The sequence below is a fragment of the Paraburkholderia sp. SECH2 genome, from assembly GCF_030464795.1.
Classification (GTDB): Bacteria; Pseudomonadota; Gammaproteobacteria; order Burkholderiales; family Burkholderiaceae; genus Paraburkholderia; species Paraburkholderia aspalathi.
Genome location: NZ_JALPRH010000037.1, coordinates 33,892 through 51,424 on the forward strand (window position 1 = coordinate 33,892; position 17,533 = coordinate 51,424).

The 17,533-nt window shown below is 58.5% G+C and carries 9 protein-coding genes and 2 pseudogenes; 10 read left to right on the plus strand and 1 reads right to left on the minus strand.

Translation table 11 applies throughout. From position 1 onward, the window contains the following. The first annotated feature begins 10 nt into the window (after nt 1-10). Genes M0D66_RS35175 through M0D66_RS35185 form a run of 3 tightly spaced genes read left to right on the plus strand, consistent with a single transcriptional unit; the run spans nt 11 to nt 4,468 of the window. On the plus strand, nt 11-1,471 hold the full coding sequence (locus M0D66_RS35175; RefSeq protein WP_266212693.1) for a hypothetical protein: 1,461 nt from the start codon (nt 11-13) through the stop codon (nt 1,469-1,471). A 2-nt stretch (nt 1,472-1,473) separates the two neighbouring features. Beyond that, on the plus strand, nt 1,474-3,144 hold the full coding sequence (locus M0D66_RS35180; protein ID WP_266212694.1) for a type IV secretion system DNA-binding domain-containing protein: 1,671 nt from the start codon (nt 1,474-1,476) through the stop codon (nt 3,142-3,144). 22 nt (nt 3,145-3,166) lie between these two features. Further along, on the plus strand, nt 3,167-4,468 hold the full coding sequence (locus tag M0D66_RS35185; RefSeq protein ID WP_266212695.1) for a DUF1173 domain-containing protein: 1,302 nt from the start codon (nt 3,167-3,169) through the stop codon (nt 4,466-4,468). 80 nt (nt 4,469-4,548) lie between these two features. Here the strand turns inward: M0D66_RS35185 and M0D66_RS35190 are convergent. Beyond that, a pseudogene (locus M0D66_RS35190) lies at nt 4,549-5,028 on the minus strand (IS5 family transposase); the annotation flags it as partial. A 525-nt stretch (nt 5,029-5,553) separates the two neighbouring features. On the opposite strand from M0D66_RS35190, the gene M0D66_RS35195 reads away from it, so the two are divergent. The 7 genes and pseudogenes from M0D66_RS35195 to M0D66_RS35225 form a co-directional block, all read left to right on the plus strand. Next, nucleotides 5,554-8,475, plus strand: a complete 2,922-nt coding sequence (locus M0D66_RS35195; protein ID WP_266212696.1) for an AIDA repeat-containing protein — start codon at nt 5,554-5,556, stop codon at nt 8,473-8,475. A 1,176-nt stretch (nt 8,476-9,651) separates the two neighbouring features. Further along, the gene (locus M0D66_RS35200) at nt 9,652-10,365 is read left to right on the plus strand and encodes a response regulator (protein WP_266212697.1); all 714 of its coding nucleotides are present in this window, start codon (nt 9,652-9,654) and stop codon (nt 10,363-10,365) included. Continuing rightward, entirely contained in the window at nt 10,362-11,684 is a 1,323-nt protein-coding gene (locus tag M0D66_RS35205; protein WP_266212698.1) for an ATP-binding protein, read from the plus strand. The genes M0D66_RS35200 and M0D66_RS35205 overlap by 4 nt, the downstream gene beginning before the upstream one ends. A gap of 1,371 nt (nt 11,685-13,055) precedes the next feature. Then, nucleotides 13,056-13,220, plus strand: a complete 165-nt coding sequence (locus M0D66_RS35210) for a DUF3563 family protein (protein ID WP_266212704.1) — start codon at nt 13,056-13,058, stop codon at nt 13,218-13,220. 401 nt (nt 13,221-13,621) lie between these two features. Next, the gene (locus M0D66_RS35215; protein ID WP_266212699.1) at nt 13,622-13,969 is read left to right on the plus strand and encodes a hypothetical protein; all 348 of its coding nucleotides are present in this window, start codon (nt 13,622-13,624) and stop codon (nt 13,967-13,969) included. A gap of 260 nt (nt 13,970-14,229) precedes the next feature. Beyond that, a pseudogene (locus tag M0D66_RS35220) lies at nt 14,230-15,773 on the plus strand (IS3 family transposase). Between the two features lie 789 nt (nt 15,774-16,562). Next, on the plus strand, nt 16,563-17,533 hold a 971-nt coding region (locus tag M0D66_RS35225; RefSeq protein ID WP_266212700.1), incomplete at its 3' end, for an ESPR domain-containing protein.

Sequence of the window (17,533 nt, forward strand, 5' to 3'; positions counted from 1 at the left end):
GGAGGTTTTTATGTTTGAAGACACCGTATTGCGGTTTAGCGACAAGGAGCGTCAGCAACAGCTCGCGGAACAGGAGCAGGCGCTTGCCCAGCGCCGTGCGAGTCTCGAGGCACGCCAGAAGAATCTCGCATACCGGCAGGACTGGCTTAAAAGGGAGCCAAACGCAGTCGCGCAGGCGGTCGAGCGCGAGGACGAGCAGCGCCGTGAAGACAAACTGCTTGCGACCGATGCCAAAGCGCTCAAGACACGCTTCGGCCTGAAAGAAGGTGAGCTGATCGACACGGCCGCGATGCGCGGTGCGCTTGAGCAGGCGTTAGCAGAAAAAGAGGTCGAGCAGGCACAGCGGGCCGAGCAGATTACCGATCGGGCGTCGCTGCTGTCGGGTCTGAACAAGCTGGCGTTGATCGATGCGAAGAAGACTGCCGAGATCCTGCATGCGAACAAGGATCTGAATGTGCCGCGCGAATGGAGTCTGCAGGAAATCGCCGACATGTTCGCAAAGGCGCAGTCGCGCGTCGACGACAAGGGCGCCACGCGGACCTATCCCAAGACCCTCGACGGCTGGGCGAAATCGCTGGAAGCCCGTAGCCGGGAACTGGACCTTGCGGAGATCAAGCTCGATGCACAGGAGCAGGCATTACGGGCGCAGGTGCGCCGCTCGATCGAGGCGCCGGAGAAGACCGCGGCGCAGCCCGTCGCGGAGCTCGTGCAGAAGGGCGCAGAACGCGCGGTAGAGGTAGGGGCGGGAGCAGCCGCGAAAGAGAGCGTCAGTATTGATACGTCTCTGGAGACATTGAAGGATCCGGCCAAATTTGCAGCGACAGTCGACACGGTCGCGAAGACCACTGGAGTTAGTGCTGAACAGGCCAAAGCCACACTCGAAATGCTGCGTGAAACGAAAGAGGCAAACGCCGGCAGGGCGCCGGATGCGGCGGCGTCTGACAAGGCCGCGATTGAAGCCGCGCGCAATGCGTTCTTCTCGCGCGGCAGTGGGAAAAGCACGGCGCCGGTCGAGAAGGTAGCAGAGAAGGCAGCGGTGAAACCGGCGGCGGAAAAGTCCAATGTCATCGAAATGGGAACCGGCAAGCGAACGCCGTCAGCTGCGTCAGTTGAGAACAGTGGCCAGACACCCGAGGCAAAGAAGTCCGTCGACGGGGTTGCGGGTTTCAAGAAACTTGGTCGAAACAAAACGAAGGATGCCGCCGACAGGGGGGCTCCAGGTGCCGGCAATTCGGCTGACGCGGGCAAGACGCAGCAGGCGGAAGGCGCCAGCGTCGTGCGTGTAGAGACGGGGCCGCGTAAGAAATTTTCCGAGCTGAATGCACATGAAAAGCTTGAGCGTCGCGCCGAGTTCTTCGGGAACCTGCGCGAGTCGGCCGGCTTTACGCGCGATGGCAAGCAGGCAGTCTCGGAGCGGGCCAAGGAGGCCGTCAGGCCGGGAAAGCAACGTGAAGGGCACGGGATCGGCTGATCATGCAAAAGCACGAAATTGTGATGATGCAGTGGACGGGAGCGGTGCTCGCGCTCGTTCTTGGCCTTTGCGTGTCCTTCACTTTGGCAGGTTATCCGCCGCTGCCGTTTCCTGCTGGGATCATTCACGGCTTCACGGCCGCCGTGCATGATCCCCTGCTTTTCTGGGGCGTGGTGCCGGGTGCGGTGCTTGCAGCGGGTGCCGCATGGGCATACCACGAATACCTGTTCAATGGCTTCGAAGGCTACCGGTACGCCAAATTCATTCGTGGCACGAAGATGGAAAACCGGCACCAGCTGAGCAGCCGCATCGCGCGACATAACAATCAGTACCGCAAACAGGCCGTGAAACATGGCGATGCGCCGCGCGTGCCAGTCGCCGTTTGTGGCGTCGAGATGCCGACGGATCTCGAAACGCAGAACCTGATAGTCGTGGGTGCGCCAGGCTCTGGCAAGAGTCAGGCGATTAATGGATTGATCGCATCGGCACTGCGCCGCGATGATCGCATGGTGGTGGTTGATCCGAACGGCTCGCTCATGTCGCGCTTCTATTTGCCAGGCGACATCGTGATCAACCCGTACGACGCCCGGTGCGTCGGCTGGTCGCTGTTCAACGAAGTCGATCACGGTTTCGACTTCGAACGGCTCGCACATTCGGCGATTCCACCGCAGAACGGCGATCAGGCCGAAGAGTGGGCGGGCTATGCACGCGCGCTGCTCGCGGACACGATGAACAAGCTCGCCGTCGACGACATGCGCGACATGGTGACGCTAACTGATTTGCTGGTGCGCGAGCAGCGCCCGGTCTTGCAAAAGTACCTTGAGGATACGGATTCAGTGGGTTTCTTCGCAAAGGATGCGGATAGGGCGACGGCCAGCATCATCTTTACGCTGAACAAGTACATCCGGCCGCTACGTCGCATTCCTGATGGCGATTTCTCGATCCGGCGCTGGATGGGCGACGAAAACGCAGGGAACATCTGGATTACGTGGCGTGAGGATCAGCGCACGGCTCTGGGCCCGACGATCCCCGTCTGGCTCGACCTGATCTACGCGATGATTCTGAGCGAGGCGCCCACATTCGACCGGCGGCTGTGGGTATTCAAGAACGAACTGGCATCCCTTGGCCGCCTCTACAGTTTCGAGGCTGCAGTATCGAAGGGCCGCAAGCATGGCCTGTGTGTGGTGGGGGACCTGCAGGATCTGGTTCAGTTGCATCAGCAACTGGGAGATCTACCGGCGAAAGCGACGCTTTCGTGTTTTCGCAGTCTGCTTGCGTTGGGAGGGGCCAACGCACTGACAACCAAAAGCGTTGCGGAGATGATCGGCTGGCACGAAGTAGAGCGCCATCCGATCGGCGTGCAGGGTCAGTGGCGTATCAACACACGCGAGCGCAAGCGCGATCCGGAGCTGGTCGTCACGTCGTCGCAACTCTCGAACCTGCCCGACCTGAACGGTTATCTGAAATACGGCAAGGACTGGCCGCTCGCGAAGATCAGATTCGGCGCGCGTGACTATCCGGTGCGCGTGCCTGCCTACATCGAGGCAACGCCTTGTGAGGTGTTTCCGTCAATCGCTGTGCCTGCACCTGTTAATCGAGCGCCTGCTCCGCAGGGCGAACCTGGGGCAGCCGCAATTATCATCGGCACGGTCCTTCCTTCAACGCAGCCGTAGCTACATCGGTAGAGGTAACGCCATGAGCGAGTTTCGATTCGATGACGTGATTGTTGCGGCAAATGCCGCTGATCTGCAGGCGTATCTTGCCGATGCGCACGGCGAGAAATTTCGACCGCTGTGCATGTGTACGCCGGTTGGCGTCTCGATGTATGTCGCGAAAGTCGGGGAACACTATGTGATCAAGCGTATGCCAAACACGGGCGGCATACATGCGCCGGACTGTGCGTCGTACGAGCCGCCGGCAGAACTCTCCGGCCTGGGTGAGGTGAAAGGTGAGGCTATTCGGGAGAACATTGAAGACGGTATTACCACGCTTAAGCTCGATTTCAGCCTGTCGAAGGCAGGTACAAGAGCAGCGCCAGCGCCCTCGGGCGAAGCGGCGGACGCGGTGCGAACGAACGGCGCGAAGCTGACGCTGCGTGGCACATTGCACTATCTCTGGGAAGAGGCGGGCCTGAATCGTTGGTATCCGGCGATGACGGGCAAACGCAGCTGGTACATCGTGCGGAAATACGTACTACAGGCGGCGGCCGGCAAGGTATCCAGGGGCGAACCGCTCGGCCGTTGGCTGTACGTGCCGGAGTCGTTTTCCGCTGAACACGCAGCGGGTATCACACAGCGCCGCATCGCGCACATGGCCGAGCTAGCAGCCAGCAAGAAGACACGCAAGCTGATGATTGCGATCGGCGAAGCGAAGGAGATCGCCGAGTCGCGCTACGGCTTCAAGATCGTCGCGAAACACCTTCCAGACTTTCCGTTCATGCTGAGCGAGGATCTGCATCGGCGGCTCCAGAAGCGTTTTGTGAACGAGCTGGCGCTGTGGGACAGCATTGAAGATTCGCACCTGGTGTTCATCGCAACCTTCGGCCTCGTATCTACCGGCATCGCGTCGATCGAGACGCTGGCTGTCATGGTCGTGTCAGCTAACTGGATTCCGTTCGAGCACGCGTACGACAAACTGATGCTCGATGCGCTCACGGCGCACAAACGCCGCTTCGTAAAGGGGCTGCGATACAACCTGGCTGAGAACAAGCCGCTCGCGTGCGTGGTGCTGGCCGACGTGTTGCCGAAGCCCGTTGCCCTGTACGTGCAGCCGCCCGGTGTTGAACAGGAAGACGAGGACGCGCTGTCAGGTCTGATCGAGGAAAGCGAAATGCCGTCTTGGATCTGGCGCGCTGGTGAGGAGATGCCTGAGCTGCCAGCGCCAACGTTGGCCCGTGCTGCGAGACCATGGACGCGTGCCGTCTATACGTTGGATGAAGTTAATGCAGCTGCGGCAGATGCGGCCGCATCGTCAGCGGGCGACAAGTCTGCATGGTGAGGCAAGGTTGACTGGCCCGGCTCGCTGTTATTGCTTCAAAGCAACATCAGCCGCGTCGAGTGGAAATTTTTACTCTCTGTCTAGAGGGTGTTAGGCACCTGGACAGCCGGCGCGACATGTACAAGCATGAGCATGGCGAAGACAACAAAGTGCAGGCCTGCTAACGTTTCGGGCAGACGCTCGTAGTCTCGCGCCAGTCGCCGGAACCGGTTGAGCCAGCCGAAACTACGCTCGACAACCCATCGACGCGGCAGTAGCACGAAGCCCTTCTTTGCCTCTGGCAGTTTGATAATCTGCAGTTCGATGCCTTCGTCATGCGCAGCCTGTCGAGCCGTATCACCGGTATAGCCTTGGTCAGCGAATGCAAGCTTTACCGTCTGACCGGTTGCTTGCTGAACCTGACGGGCAAGCTCGGCAACCTGTGCGCGCTCCTGCTCGTTGGCCGGCGTGATGTGCACCGCAAGCAACAAACCTAACGTGTCGACAGCCATATGGACCTTGCTGCCTCGCTTGCGCTTATGACCGTCGTAACCCGCGCGCGGTCCGCTCTCGCAGGTGGACGTGCAATCAGACGAAACAATATTCAAATTCCATAATTCACCCGTCTTGCTTACATTCGTATTTCAGTCACGCGGGGTACAGATCCTGAAGGGATGAGGTAAGCGACGGATCGGTGAGACAACGCGAACCGGCGGAACAGGCTGGCTAGGTGCCGTGTAGCGTCGTTTGAAAAAGGAAGTCTGCAGCCCGATTACGCGATGGGCGTTTTCATGCGAACAGGTTTGCCGTGATCTGGGTGCTCGGAGGTGCCAGGGTCCGAGAAATTGATCGAGTGCTCGCCACGGCAGGTATGCCGTCGTCGAAGCATGGCCGGTGGATCACGGGTGACGACTCGCAATAGCAGCAGATAGACGCATCCATACTCATCATGCTGAATATGTAATTTCGTAGTGCGAAATGTAAATGAAGGGCATCGGTGAACTATGAAAACCAATGGTCGATTTCTGTCGTGTAAATCTCAAGCGAGCCAGATGGCTTCCCGTGCAATGGTCGCGTGCGCGAGAAGCTCCTCGGCAAGAAGCAGGATGAGCGTTGCGGTAGCGTTCACCTTCATGGGTATCGGTGCTGCGACGACCGTCTCGCAGCCTGCCTACGCATACGCGGTCAATTCGTTGGTGTTCACGCCATCGGTTACTTCAGGCATGACCGTCACGGGCGAAACGGTCGAAGCGGGGACGCAGACCATCTACGACGGGGGAACTACCTCCAGCACGACCATCGATAATGCGGGCATTCAGGACGTGTCCTCGGGCGGGACCGCCATTAGCACCACCGTCAACGCTGGCGGGACGCAGAACGTCTTTGACGGAGGCGTGGCGTCAGATACGGTTCTCACCAGCGCTGGGGTGCAGAACGTGGAGTTCGGCGGCTCAGCCGTACGTACCGTAGTGGGGGACGGCGGCAGGCTGGTCGTCGAGCTCGGCGGGGCAACAAGCAGCACCACAATTGAAGGGGGGGGGGGCCAGGCCTTGTCTGGACGCGCGGACGACACACTCATCAACAGTAGTGGCGTGCAGTCCGTTCTGTCTGGTGGTGTCGCCGCGACGACGACGGTGAATGCTGGAGGGCTGCTGCAGGTCGAAGGCGGAGGCACGGCCTATGGTGTTGTACAGAATTCGGGGGCCGCGCTTGTCGCGGATACAAACGCGACTGTCAATGGAACGAACGCCCTGGGTGTCGATGGCTTCTCGATCAATCAGGAGGGCAATCACACTGCAACCAATGTCTTCCTCGAAAATGGAGGCGCACTGACGGTTCTCGACGGCGGGAGGGCGATCTCCACAACCATCGGCAACGGTGGTACGCAGACTGTCCAGAGCGGCGGATACGCAAGCAGCACCACGGTGAGCACCGGCGGTCAGGAAAGCCTTGAGGCCGGCGCACGGGCGAGCGGTACGGTTCTTGAGAGTGGTGGTCGGCAGGTTGTGTCGTCGGGCGCGACGGCGAGCGGTACCACGATCAACGGCTCCGGAACTCTGCAGGTCATGGACGGTGGTACGGCAACCGACTCGACGCAAAACGACGGCGGGGCGCTGGTGGCCAGTACCAGTGCCAACGTTACCGGGAGCAACACGCGGGGTACCTTCGTTATCGATGGCGCCCTGCATTCCGCCAACAACGTCCTGCTCGAGAACGGGGGCGTACTGAGTGTACTTTCCGACGGCACCGCGGAGGGAACAACGGTTGGCGACGGTGGCGCGCTAACCGTGCAGGGCGGTGGCGTGCTCGTTGGTACAACCCAGGTCATCGGAACCGGGCAACTCGGCGGAAACGTGATCAACAACGGGCAATTGACGTTTAATCCCTCGGTGGACAATGTGGTCGGCGCCAGTATTCATGGGGCAGGATCCCTCGAGAAGGACGGAGGCAATGTGCTGACCCTGACGGGACGCCTGGACTACACGGGGGGCTCTACCGTGAGTGGGGGCACGCTGAGACTTGATGGCAGTTCCGGCGGCGGCCAGTTGACTGGTGACGTCCGGGGTGCGAATGGCTCCCGCCTTGACCTCGTGAACGGCGCGGTCCTGACCGGCAGGATTGAGCCACTCAATGTGAATATCGATACTGCATCGCGCTGGACGATGACGGGCAATTCCGTAGTAGATAACCTGACGCTTGCTGGCCAGGTCGATTTCGCCGCGCCGGCTCTTCCTTTTGCCACCCCCAGGACGCTAACCCTTCAAAACCTCAGCGGTAACGGGGGGCTCGTTACGCTCAACGTGGCGCTCGCCGACAGCGGTAGCGTGTCGGACAAAGTGATTGTCAACGGTGCGGTAACCGGCACCACGAACCTTAGGATCCGTAATGCAGGCGGGCTGGGTGCGCAGACGACAGGTGACGGTATTCCGGTCGTCGAATCTCCCAACGGGCCAACCGCGAAGAACGCATTCACATTGCAGCATCGGGTTGTCGCAGGCGCCTACGAGTACTCAATGCGACAGGGCACGGTTGACCAGAATGACTGGTTCCTCACTTCCGAGCAAACCTCGGGCGGTGGCGGCGTACCCAACTATTCCGCAGAAGCGTCACTCTATTCAGTCATTCCGACTCTGGGCCTTGCCTACAACAACACTCTCATGAGTGCGGTGGTCCAGGACACACCGCTGGTGAACGACAGGGGTCTTTGGGGAAAGGTTATCAGTGAATTTCCGAGGAGCGGCGCGAGTGGGGGACTCTATGACAACGCCGCAAAGCTTCATGGTGAGATCTACTCCGTCGTCGTCGGCAAGGATCTGTATACCCAGGTCGACCCAGGAGTGAGTCATGCTGCAGGACTCTATGCATCTTTCGGCATCGCCAAGGCAGATGTAGAACACTACGACGGCGGGAATGCAGGAGATATGTTGCTGCGAAGCTACGCGATTGGCGGCTATTTCAAGCACATAGAGGACAGAGGGCTGTACATGAAAGGGCAGATGCAGGTGAGCTGGCAGTCCGAGGACGCGAGTTCATCCAACAATCATTCGCTGCATACAAATGGCTGGGGGGCGGCGGTCGCTGTGGAAGGCGGAGTGCGCAAAGCGTTGACGGACGTCGTGGCTATCCAGCCGGCCGTACGCTTCAGCTTCCAGCATCTGGCGCTCCGCGACACTCAGGATGTAACCTCAGATATTACCTTTGGGGGGACCGACAGTATGGTGACGAGTCTCGGAGCGAAGGTTTCGAGAACGTGGGATATTGCACCGGCCCGAACACTCACTGCGTGGTTCAGGCCTGAATTTGCTTACGAATTCCTCGCGTCCGCGCAGACAACATTCACGGCCGGTGGTGCCAGCACTTCCGTGAAATCTGACCGCAGTGGGGCGAGCCTGGTGCTGGCCAGTGGTGTGAATGGCTGGGTTAAGAAAGACATTGAGCTGAACCTGCAAGTGAACTATGCGGTGCCTCTGTCTGGCAATCCGGTCGAAGGGCTCGGCGTACGACTGGGTGCGAAGAAGATTTTCTAACCAACCTCTCGTGCTGGGTGTTACCGCACGACATCCTGCGGCAATGCACTCGGTCAGCGGTGCGAGGTACGTTACGCCGTCCGCCCTGGAGGACATGGGCCGAAAATGTCGCGTAGGCACGTGCTATCTGGTCAACCATGTATCGGTGCAGTCGTTCATCATTTCCGGTGCGACGCCTACGCAGGTCGATTCCCGCTGCCTTGCGATACGGGCGCATCACCGACGTCTGCCCGTCGCCAGGTGGCATAGAACACCCGTTTAGATCGGGTCGACAGTATCGGCAATCGAACCATGCTTGCTACGTGATATCGGCATGGACGAGAGACGTGAAAATTTCAGAAATTCCCCACGAGACATGGGACATCGCCACGTTTTCACGAGCAGGCGAACTCGTCACGATTGTCAGTCAATGGCCGTAAGGAAAGTCGATGTAGGTGCGGTCGGTAGCATGACTCGCGTGAATGGGTATGCGGCTGAATTTGATCGCTGAGGTCGCACCTGTACGTGCCCTTTCGCACGGGACGTTTGCGCCTGTCAGATGCGCAAAGGAGGCTGGGGATATCGGGTGGCGTCGCGAAATGAGACGAAAGAGACGAAAGAGACGAAAGAGACGAAAGAGACGAAAGAGACGAAAGAGACGAAACAAAAATTCCGGTCTGACGCTGCACACAAGCAACAGGTCAAACTGGGAAGATCCGCGTGTGCGGACACATCGAGCGCTGCTGCAGACTGGCGGGGTCGCGTGCAAGTGACCTGTCGCGTCGCTTCGCTTCGCACGGCGTCGGTACAGGTTTGGGTGTGCCGACGCACGCAATCGTTGTGTCGATGTCGCAGATCGGGATCTTCACACAGCGTCGCAAAGGCTTGATTTCAGGGAATGGGGAATCGCGTTAATTCATAGGTGAAACAATTATCGGATCTGCACCCAGGCAGATTGGGTTTCGCCAGAATGCCGGGGTTGCAGAAACCTGCGAGGGTCCGGTGAGGGGAATCAGAAAGGCAAGTAGTATTGGCGCATGGGCGACGGTATTACCTCTACTTTCGACCCGTTCCAGATCGTGGGTTGCGGGCAGGATGCGACTATGCGGGCAGATTTGGGCAACAGGCGTCAGGCGTGCTATCGTTTATTTGCGCGTCGCACGCGTATCGAAGCCGGAGTGTTGAAGGAGCGCACCCATGAGGCGTGAAGAGAAAATCATCGTGCTCGACGATGAAGTTGAGTTACGCAACATGCTGCAGCGCTTTTTGACGGAACAAGGCTTCGAGGTGCGTGTCGTTGCGGATAGCGTCAGACTTGAGCGCTATCTGCAACGGGAGCCGTTCGATTTGCTGGTGCTTGACCTGATGATAGGTGAGGAGGACGGCCTGTCGGTATGCCGGCGTCTGCGCGCCGATGGGCAGACGTTACCAATTTTGATGCTTACGGCGAAGGGTGATCCGGTCGACAGGGTTGTAGGCCTCGAAACGGGCGCCGATGATTACCTCGCCAAACCTTTTCTCCCGCGCGAACTGGTTGCGCGTATTCGGGCATTGCTGCGCCGGCAGAAGATTGCGTCCGGCGAACCGACCGTCAGGAATGAAACGGTTAGTTTTGGCACCTTCACTCTGAACGTCGGCAAGCAGCGACTCTACCGGGCGGGGGAGCCGTTCGATATTCACTCGGCGCAGATGCTCCTGCTCAATGCGCTAGCATCATCGCCGAACCAGCCTGTCAGTCGCGATAACCTGATCGCACGCACTCGTGGCCGAGACCACGATGCGCAAGATCGTAGCATCGACGTGCAAATTCTACGGCTGCGTCAAATTATCGAGGACGATCCATCAAAACCACGTTTCATCAAGACCGTGTGGGGTATCGGGTATATGCTGCTGGCCGATATTAAGTCATGAGAGGCATTGCATTTCCGAAGTCGCTGCTCACGCGAAATATCGCACTGCTGATTGTGCTCGTCGTGCTATCGCAGGTGTGTTCGTTGGTGGTACTTCTGCACTACATGCAGAGGCCACGCGTCGAACGCGCAGCAGCGGTGTTTGCTTCCTACGTGGAGACTCTGGACGGGCTGCTGGCCAGCGTGCCGTCCAGCGAGCGTGAAGCGCTTGCAACCCGCATCGATCTGCGTGCGCACGTGCCTGTCGATGCCGCCGTTGAGCCGCTGCCGACCCTGTGGCGTGCCTACCGTAGCTATCAGCGAGATGTGTTTCTGGATAGTCTGCGTCATTACTTGCCCGCGGACATGGCGGTGCGTTGGCAGGATGATGCGGTGCAACGCATATGGATCCGAATGCACGCGGGAGGCACGCCTTACTGGATGGCGCTCGAGCTTCCCGACGATGTACAAGGTGGCGGGCTAGGTACGGCGTTGTTGCTGACGCTGGGTCTTGCCTTGCTGGCGGCGCTCACCGGTTACCTGCTCCAGCGCCACATCAACCGGCCGTTGCAGGATCTTGCTTCTGCGACGAGGCGGGTGAGCGCCGGCGAAGCCCCCGCACCTTTGCCGACTGAGGGGCCGACCGAAATCGCCGAGGTGAGCATGGCGTTCAATCAGATGACGCAGGCGCTGCAGCAGTCTGAAGCGACTCGGGCGCTGATGCTGGCAGGCGTCTCACACGATATCCGTACGCCCCTGACCAAGCTGCGTCTGGCAATGGCCATGGCAATTCCATCCGGGGCGGACAGCGCGTTCGTTTGTACCGCGGAATCGTATCTCGACCAGATTGACACGATCCTCCAGCAGTTCATGGACTACGCGGGCAGTGGCGAACGGGAGGCGGCGCAGCCGGGCGACCTTAACGCGCTGATCGGTCAACTCGCCGCGGATTTTGCGGGATTGGGGCATGACTTTGAACTGTCGCTCGGCAACCTGCCGGAGTTCGCTTTTCGCCCGATCAGCATGATGCGGCTGTTGATGAATCTGATGCAGAACGCGGTCGTCTACGGCCGCACGGGGCTGTCGGTGAGGACGTGGACCGAAGCGGGTGCAGCATATGTTGCGGTAGGAGACCGAGGCAAGGGCATTACCGCGCAGGAACTCGAACAACTAAAAGCGCCGTTCCAACGCGGCGCGAACGCGCGCGGGCATTCAGGGGGTACAGGCCTTGGTCTGGCAATCGCCGAACGGTTTGCGCGGTTGCACGGTGGCATGCTGCAGTTTCATGCCCGCGAGGGCGGCGGGTTAGAGGTGTGGGTGGTTTTGCCACTTGGGCGTTGATGCGCTTATAGTGCGCCGCTGAAAAGTTTTGCAGGTCGGGTCATCGACTTGTGCCGATCGGACAATTCTGGCCAGTGAGGCGACACAGTCGCCGAAAGTCTCGACCGCATCAAGAGGATCTTTGGGCAAAGCCTTGGCAAAAAGGGCGGCTACCCTGTGCATTGCGCTCTTACGGTATGCGTCGACAGAAGTCAGAAATAACGCGACCGATATTGATAAATCGCGGGTCTGGTCATCCATGACCTGGGGCGCAAATTATGGAAGCCTGCCAATTTTTATTCTTCGCCATCCCCGTAAAGCCATTCGCGATTCCGGCTGAACCTGTCGCCATCGGCGCTGTACGGGTCGACGGAATTTGCGGTCTTCTCTGTGCCAAACCAGTACTACCTGACGCAAGCCTTGTAACCAGAAGGTAGCGCCGACCGAGCTCGAATCGACCGTTTTCCTGATCATTGCTCTCGACCGTTTCAAGTGAGTCAATTAGAGAGAGTTCGGTCCGGCGAAGTGAGATGAAACAACATTCCAAACTCAGAATTTAAACGCCACTTTAGGCGAGCGCCCAGTCTCTTGTCATATTCTCATCTCCCGGCCCGGAACCACCCACCAAAAACAAGGCTGATTCGCTTTGTGCCTCGCGATGTGCGACTGACTCCGCGCCTTCTGGAGTTACCTATGGTTTGGAGATTGACCATCATCCGATTCGCGGATTTTTTGCAAATCGGGATGGACAAAGAGGGTTAAGAGCATCTCAGAAAGTAGTAGGTGGACATCCTCATGGTGAGTCGCGTGCTCAAAGGATGCCTGACCGGTCAGACAGGGGAGAGTGGGGCGGAGGTGGCTCGCTGGATACCGTCCAGTATCGTACAAGCCAGGCAGAACACCGGGCTGACCTGTTCGATCTACTAGTTGTCGTTGGCTTGACGCTGCCGAATAATTTGCCACACACGATGTGTGGCGGCGTATGCGAATCACCGCTTTCCGCAGGCGCTTGAAGTGCCGTGTCAATTATGTTTCATTGGGGGTGCTATGAAAATAGTACTTTATGTCGAGGATGAACCCGATACGCTAGCGGCGTGGGAGGCTTGGCGTGTACGTGAAGGCTACGAATACTCCCGTCGAATATCGCTCGGGAACATTGGACGTATCCATCAGAAATCAGGTCGGCTTGGAGGTGTTTCACCGCTGGTGCCCAGCCGTCGCTTTCGGTACTACTCACATTCACTGCTTGTCTGTGCGCACGCTCGTCTGGTGCGCCAAAAGGCCGCGCCCCGCGATTCAGGGATGCGCGGGGTGACACAAGTGGGTGATAACAGTCGGGCAGGGCTGATACGCAACACAGCACGATCCGTCAAAGCGCTTTTAGAACGCGTGCTGTCCGTCAGTCTCTTGACACCAATAGGTGACTGGATTGAACGCTCAGAGCGTCGGCGCCGTGAGGAATTTCTTGCAGCGTCGGCTGACTTGGTTGAACTCGAGCGTCGTATGCGCTGGCTTGAAAGAAACGGCTATCCGGTGGGGAGCGGACATGACCTATGAGCGGCGAATCGGAGCGTGGCTTGAGCGTCGACAACGCTCGGCCAATGCGATCGCCGGTGAAATGACGAGAAACAATATCGTCAGGCCTAGGCGTCACTAGTCAACATACAATAAAACAACGTGATAACGTGGTTGCCGCCGAGCCGCTAGGCGGATGCACGTCTACCCGCGAATCAGGACAAGCGATGTCACGTGCCATTCCGATCCAGATATTGTTCCGAGATTGTCACGTGGCGGGCCGCCCGCGACCTCTTCACCAGCGCAGTGGTTCACAGCGCGTCAAACTCTTGGCCCGCTTTGTGTCGGTGGCTTCGGCTTGCCGGCTGGCTCCGTTGAATAAGGCGGCCGTCGATCCACATCAGCGTAGCCTTACTGTCTGCGCTTTATTTCAGTGATGAATTATGAAACGCGTGTTATCAGAGCAGCGATTGCTGGAGCGTATGCAGGACGACCGGGAATACACGCTCCGCATGTTGGTGGAACTCGTTGTTGGACAATTAGCAGAAGTGCGTACCGTGCTGAAGAAAATGACGGCTGCTGGGCAGGTTACGATGCGCCGGATCACCAATAGGGCCAACTTGTACAAAAAAACGTCAATTTCTGACCCGATCGCGGTTACGGGCTGTGCCGGTGACAATGCCGCAGCTGCACGGAAACGTGAGCCGATGACGGGGGAGTTACGTGGTTACGGCGTAACCCTTGTCAACCAACAAGTGCTTGCCATGCTGGCGAGGTCGAGCGATCGCTAGATTAAGGAGGAGAGTTTGATGTGTGCCCAGACGTGGCCGTTGAAAGTCCGAAAGTTTCGGGAAGATGCATTTAGAAAGGGTACCTTCGCAAGCGGCGTATCTTATTCAGCATTTTCGACGTGTGGAAGTACGGCGACCGCTTTTATTCAGGTTACTTTGTAAAATTCATTCAACCAGCAGCGTCGCCTCCCGGCGTCAAACTACTTGTCGTGTTATCTGATTCCTATAGACATGGTCCGGGGGCGGTAAAATCAGGGTGAATGAAAGCCTACTCAGCAGAAAGAAAAGAAGCGCTAGTGCGGCGCATGATGCCGCCGGAAAACGCGCTGGTGTCGACGCTGGCCAAGGAAACGGGAATTACCGAACAGACGTTGTACACGTGGCGCCGACAGGCGAAAGGACAAGGGTAGGTCGTACCTGGCGATGGGAAGAATTCCGAAGGATGGTCTTCGGAGGACAAGTTTGCAGTAGTGCTGGAGAGCGCGCCGCTCAATGCAGCGGAGCTGGCCGAGTATTGCCGTCGAAAGGGTCTTTATCCCGAACAGATAGCCGCCTGGCGGGCCGCTTGTTGTTCGGCCAATGCGAATGCCACGGAGCAGGCACGCGAGCAGCGCCAGCAGTCGAAGAACGACAAAAAGCGCATCCAGCAGCTCGAAAAGGAATTGCAGCACAAGGAGAAGGCGCTGGCGGAAGCGGCTGCGCTGCAGATTCTGAGAAAAAAAACCCAGGCGATCTGGGGAGACCAAGAGGACGATTGATCAACGTCCCGGATCGCCTGTTATGCATATCGTTGATACGAGAGGCGGCGCAGTCAGGCTGCCGGCTGGAGCAGGCCTGCGACGAGCTGGGCCTGAGCCTGCGCACGTTTCGGCGCTGGGTAGGTAACGGCGACGCGGTGCTCGCCGATGGCCGCACGATGACCGGGCGGCTGCCGCCGCGAAACAAACTGAGTGAGGCCGAACGGCAGCAGATTCTGGAAGTCGCAAACTGTGCGGAGTTTGCCAGCCTGCCACCCAGCCAGATCGTGCCGAGCCTGGCGGATCGCGGCGTGTATGTGGCGTCGGAATCGAGCTTTTACCGCGTGCTGCGCAGCGATTCGCAGCAGCACCACCGGGGCCGTGCGCGCAAGCCCTCGGCCCGGGTGGTTACCAGTCATTGTGCGACGGCACCGAACCAGGTCTGGTCGTGGGACATCACGTGGATGCCGGCGGCGGTCAAGGGCCAGTACTACTACTGGTACATGATTCTGGACGTGTTCAGCCGCAAGATTGTTGCTCACGAAGTGCATGAAGCCGAATCGGCGGAACTGGCCGCGTTGCTGATGCAGCGTGCCAGCCTGGCTGAGGGCCTGGCAGGACGTCCCCTGGTGCTGCACTCGGATAACGGCAGCCCGATGAAGGGTGCGACGATGCTCGCCACCCTGGAAAACCTGGGAGTCGTGGCCTCGTTTAGCCGGCCGCGTGTGAGTAACGACAGCCCGTACGCGGAGTCGTTGTTCCGGACCTGCAAGTACCGGCCCGACTACCCACGCAAGGCGTTCGGCAACGGGGATGAGGCACGGGCCTGGACGCAGCAGTTCGTGCGCTGGTACAACCATGAGCACAAACACAGCGGTCTGAAATTCGTCACGCCGGTGCAGCGCCATAACGGTGTGGCGACCGCAGTGCTTGCGCAACGTGAGGTCGTTTATGCAGAGGCCAGGCAGCGCAATCCACGGCGTTGGTCCCGATCGACGCGCAACTGGAAATTGAAGGATGAAGTCTGGCTCAATCCGGAGCGCATGCAGCCGGAAGAACTAAAGTAGTCCGCATGAAGTGACGCGACAAGTACGTTGACAACCGCCGGCAACGGTTCGGGAGGATACCTATAATCATTATAGAGGCGGCCTCAGGAAACGGAATTTAAACCACGCTAAGCCGATTTCGTATACCACCGACTGTGGCCGCGCTGTGTTCGCGTCGCTCCCCTGTCTGGGGTAGGGCGCACGTAGGCGCCGAAAGTGTCATCTGGCTCGAGCTACTCGGTCAATGGGGCTTCTGATGTCCGGAAAGCGTCCTGTCAAAATCCAGAATCGGGTCCATTGATCGGGTTTTCGGCCACGGCACGACGCCCTCACTTGACCTTTGCCAATCGAGAGAGAACCAGTTGAAAGCCTTGCGGGGTAAAGGCTGATCATCACAGGCACTTGTGGTGGCTATGTGTGCATTACCCCAAATTCGGTCGACGGGGGAGTTGAACTCGCGATTCTTACATCGACTGCTGTTGGGTCGGCGACACCATAAATCCGCAAGACCCAGCCAGTCAACGGGAAGAGTCGTGACTGGCCAGAGTCACTTTGCATCGCGATGTCGATTCCGGCGTACCACTCTCGATGCGTTGGCACCCGCCCGACAGGCTCGGCGACACATCGCGAAACAATGTTCTGCTTACGCAGAGCTTTCGATTCCGTTATAAATACCACTGTATCCATGTCGCATAGCGCGATACGGCAGGAGTGGGTCCTGTTCCGGCGATTCCCAGTCGCGCAGAGCTTTCGACGGGGTGTTTGCCGTGAAGTCCACGGCACCCGTTAACGAGTTCGAGGAAGAAAAACATGAATGTCATTCATAAGATCATATGGAATGCTAATCGGAGAACATGGATAGCGGTGGCGGAAACTGTACGAGGTCGGAGTAGAAGCGGAAAAGGAAAAAAACTTCGCGCTATGACAGCGTTGGTGCCACTTGGAATCGTGATCCTGACCGGGGAGCCGGCCTTTGCGAACTACACTTCTGACGTCTTCAGCGGAACGGTATACAACGAGTCAATAGACGACGGCGGGGTGCAGCTTGTGGACTGCCAGTATGCCGGTATGTGTGGAACTGCCATTAGTACAACGATCTCATGGGGAACTCAAACGATACGTAGTACTGTTGGTGACTATAACGCCGCAAGTGGTACCATTTTGCGGGGAACCTCATATCTTGGTGTGCCACCGCAATATGCAGTGCAAAACGTATATAACGGAAGCGCCTATGACACCGTGGTCATGGACAACGGTGTCCTGAATGTGTACGGGGGAAAAGTTGAATATGCGACCGTGACTAACGCGTATGACAGAAGAAATGCAGATGGTGTGATGAATGTGTCTGGAGGGAGCGTCAGCAACGCCAGGATTTGGGGTGGGAGGCAATACGTCTATGCGGGGAATGTCGATTACACGGATATCGGCGATGGCGGTGTGCAGGTGGTGTCTGGCGGGAACGTCTCAGGAACCACGATAGAGCAGGGGTTGCAGCAGGTGCTGGGAGGGACGGTTGTCGGGACAACGATCAACAACGGTGGCGTGTCGCAGGTCCTGAATGGTGGTGTGACCCGCAGCATGGTGATCAATGCAGGGGGCCTGCAGGTGGTATCGGCCGGCGGCATAGCCTCGGATGCCAAGATCAACAACGGCGGCACGCTGTCCGTGTCCGCGGGCGGCACGGCGACGGCAGTCACGCAGAACGCGGGGGGGGCGCTCGTCGCGAACACGGATACCAACGTGACTGGCACCAACGCCTTGGGTGCCTTTTCGATCGACGC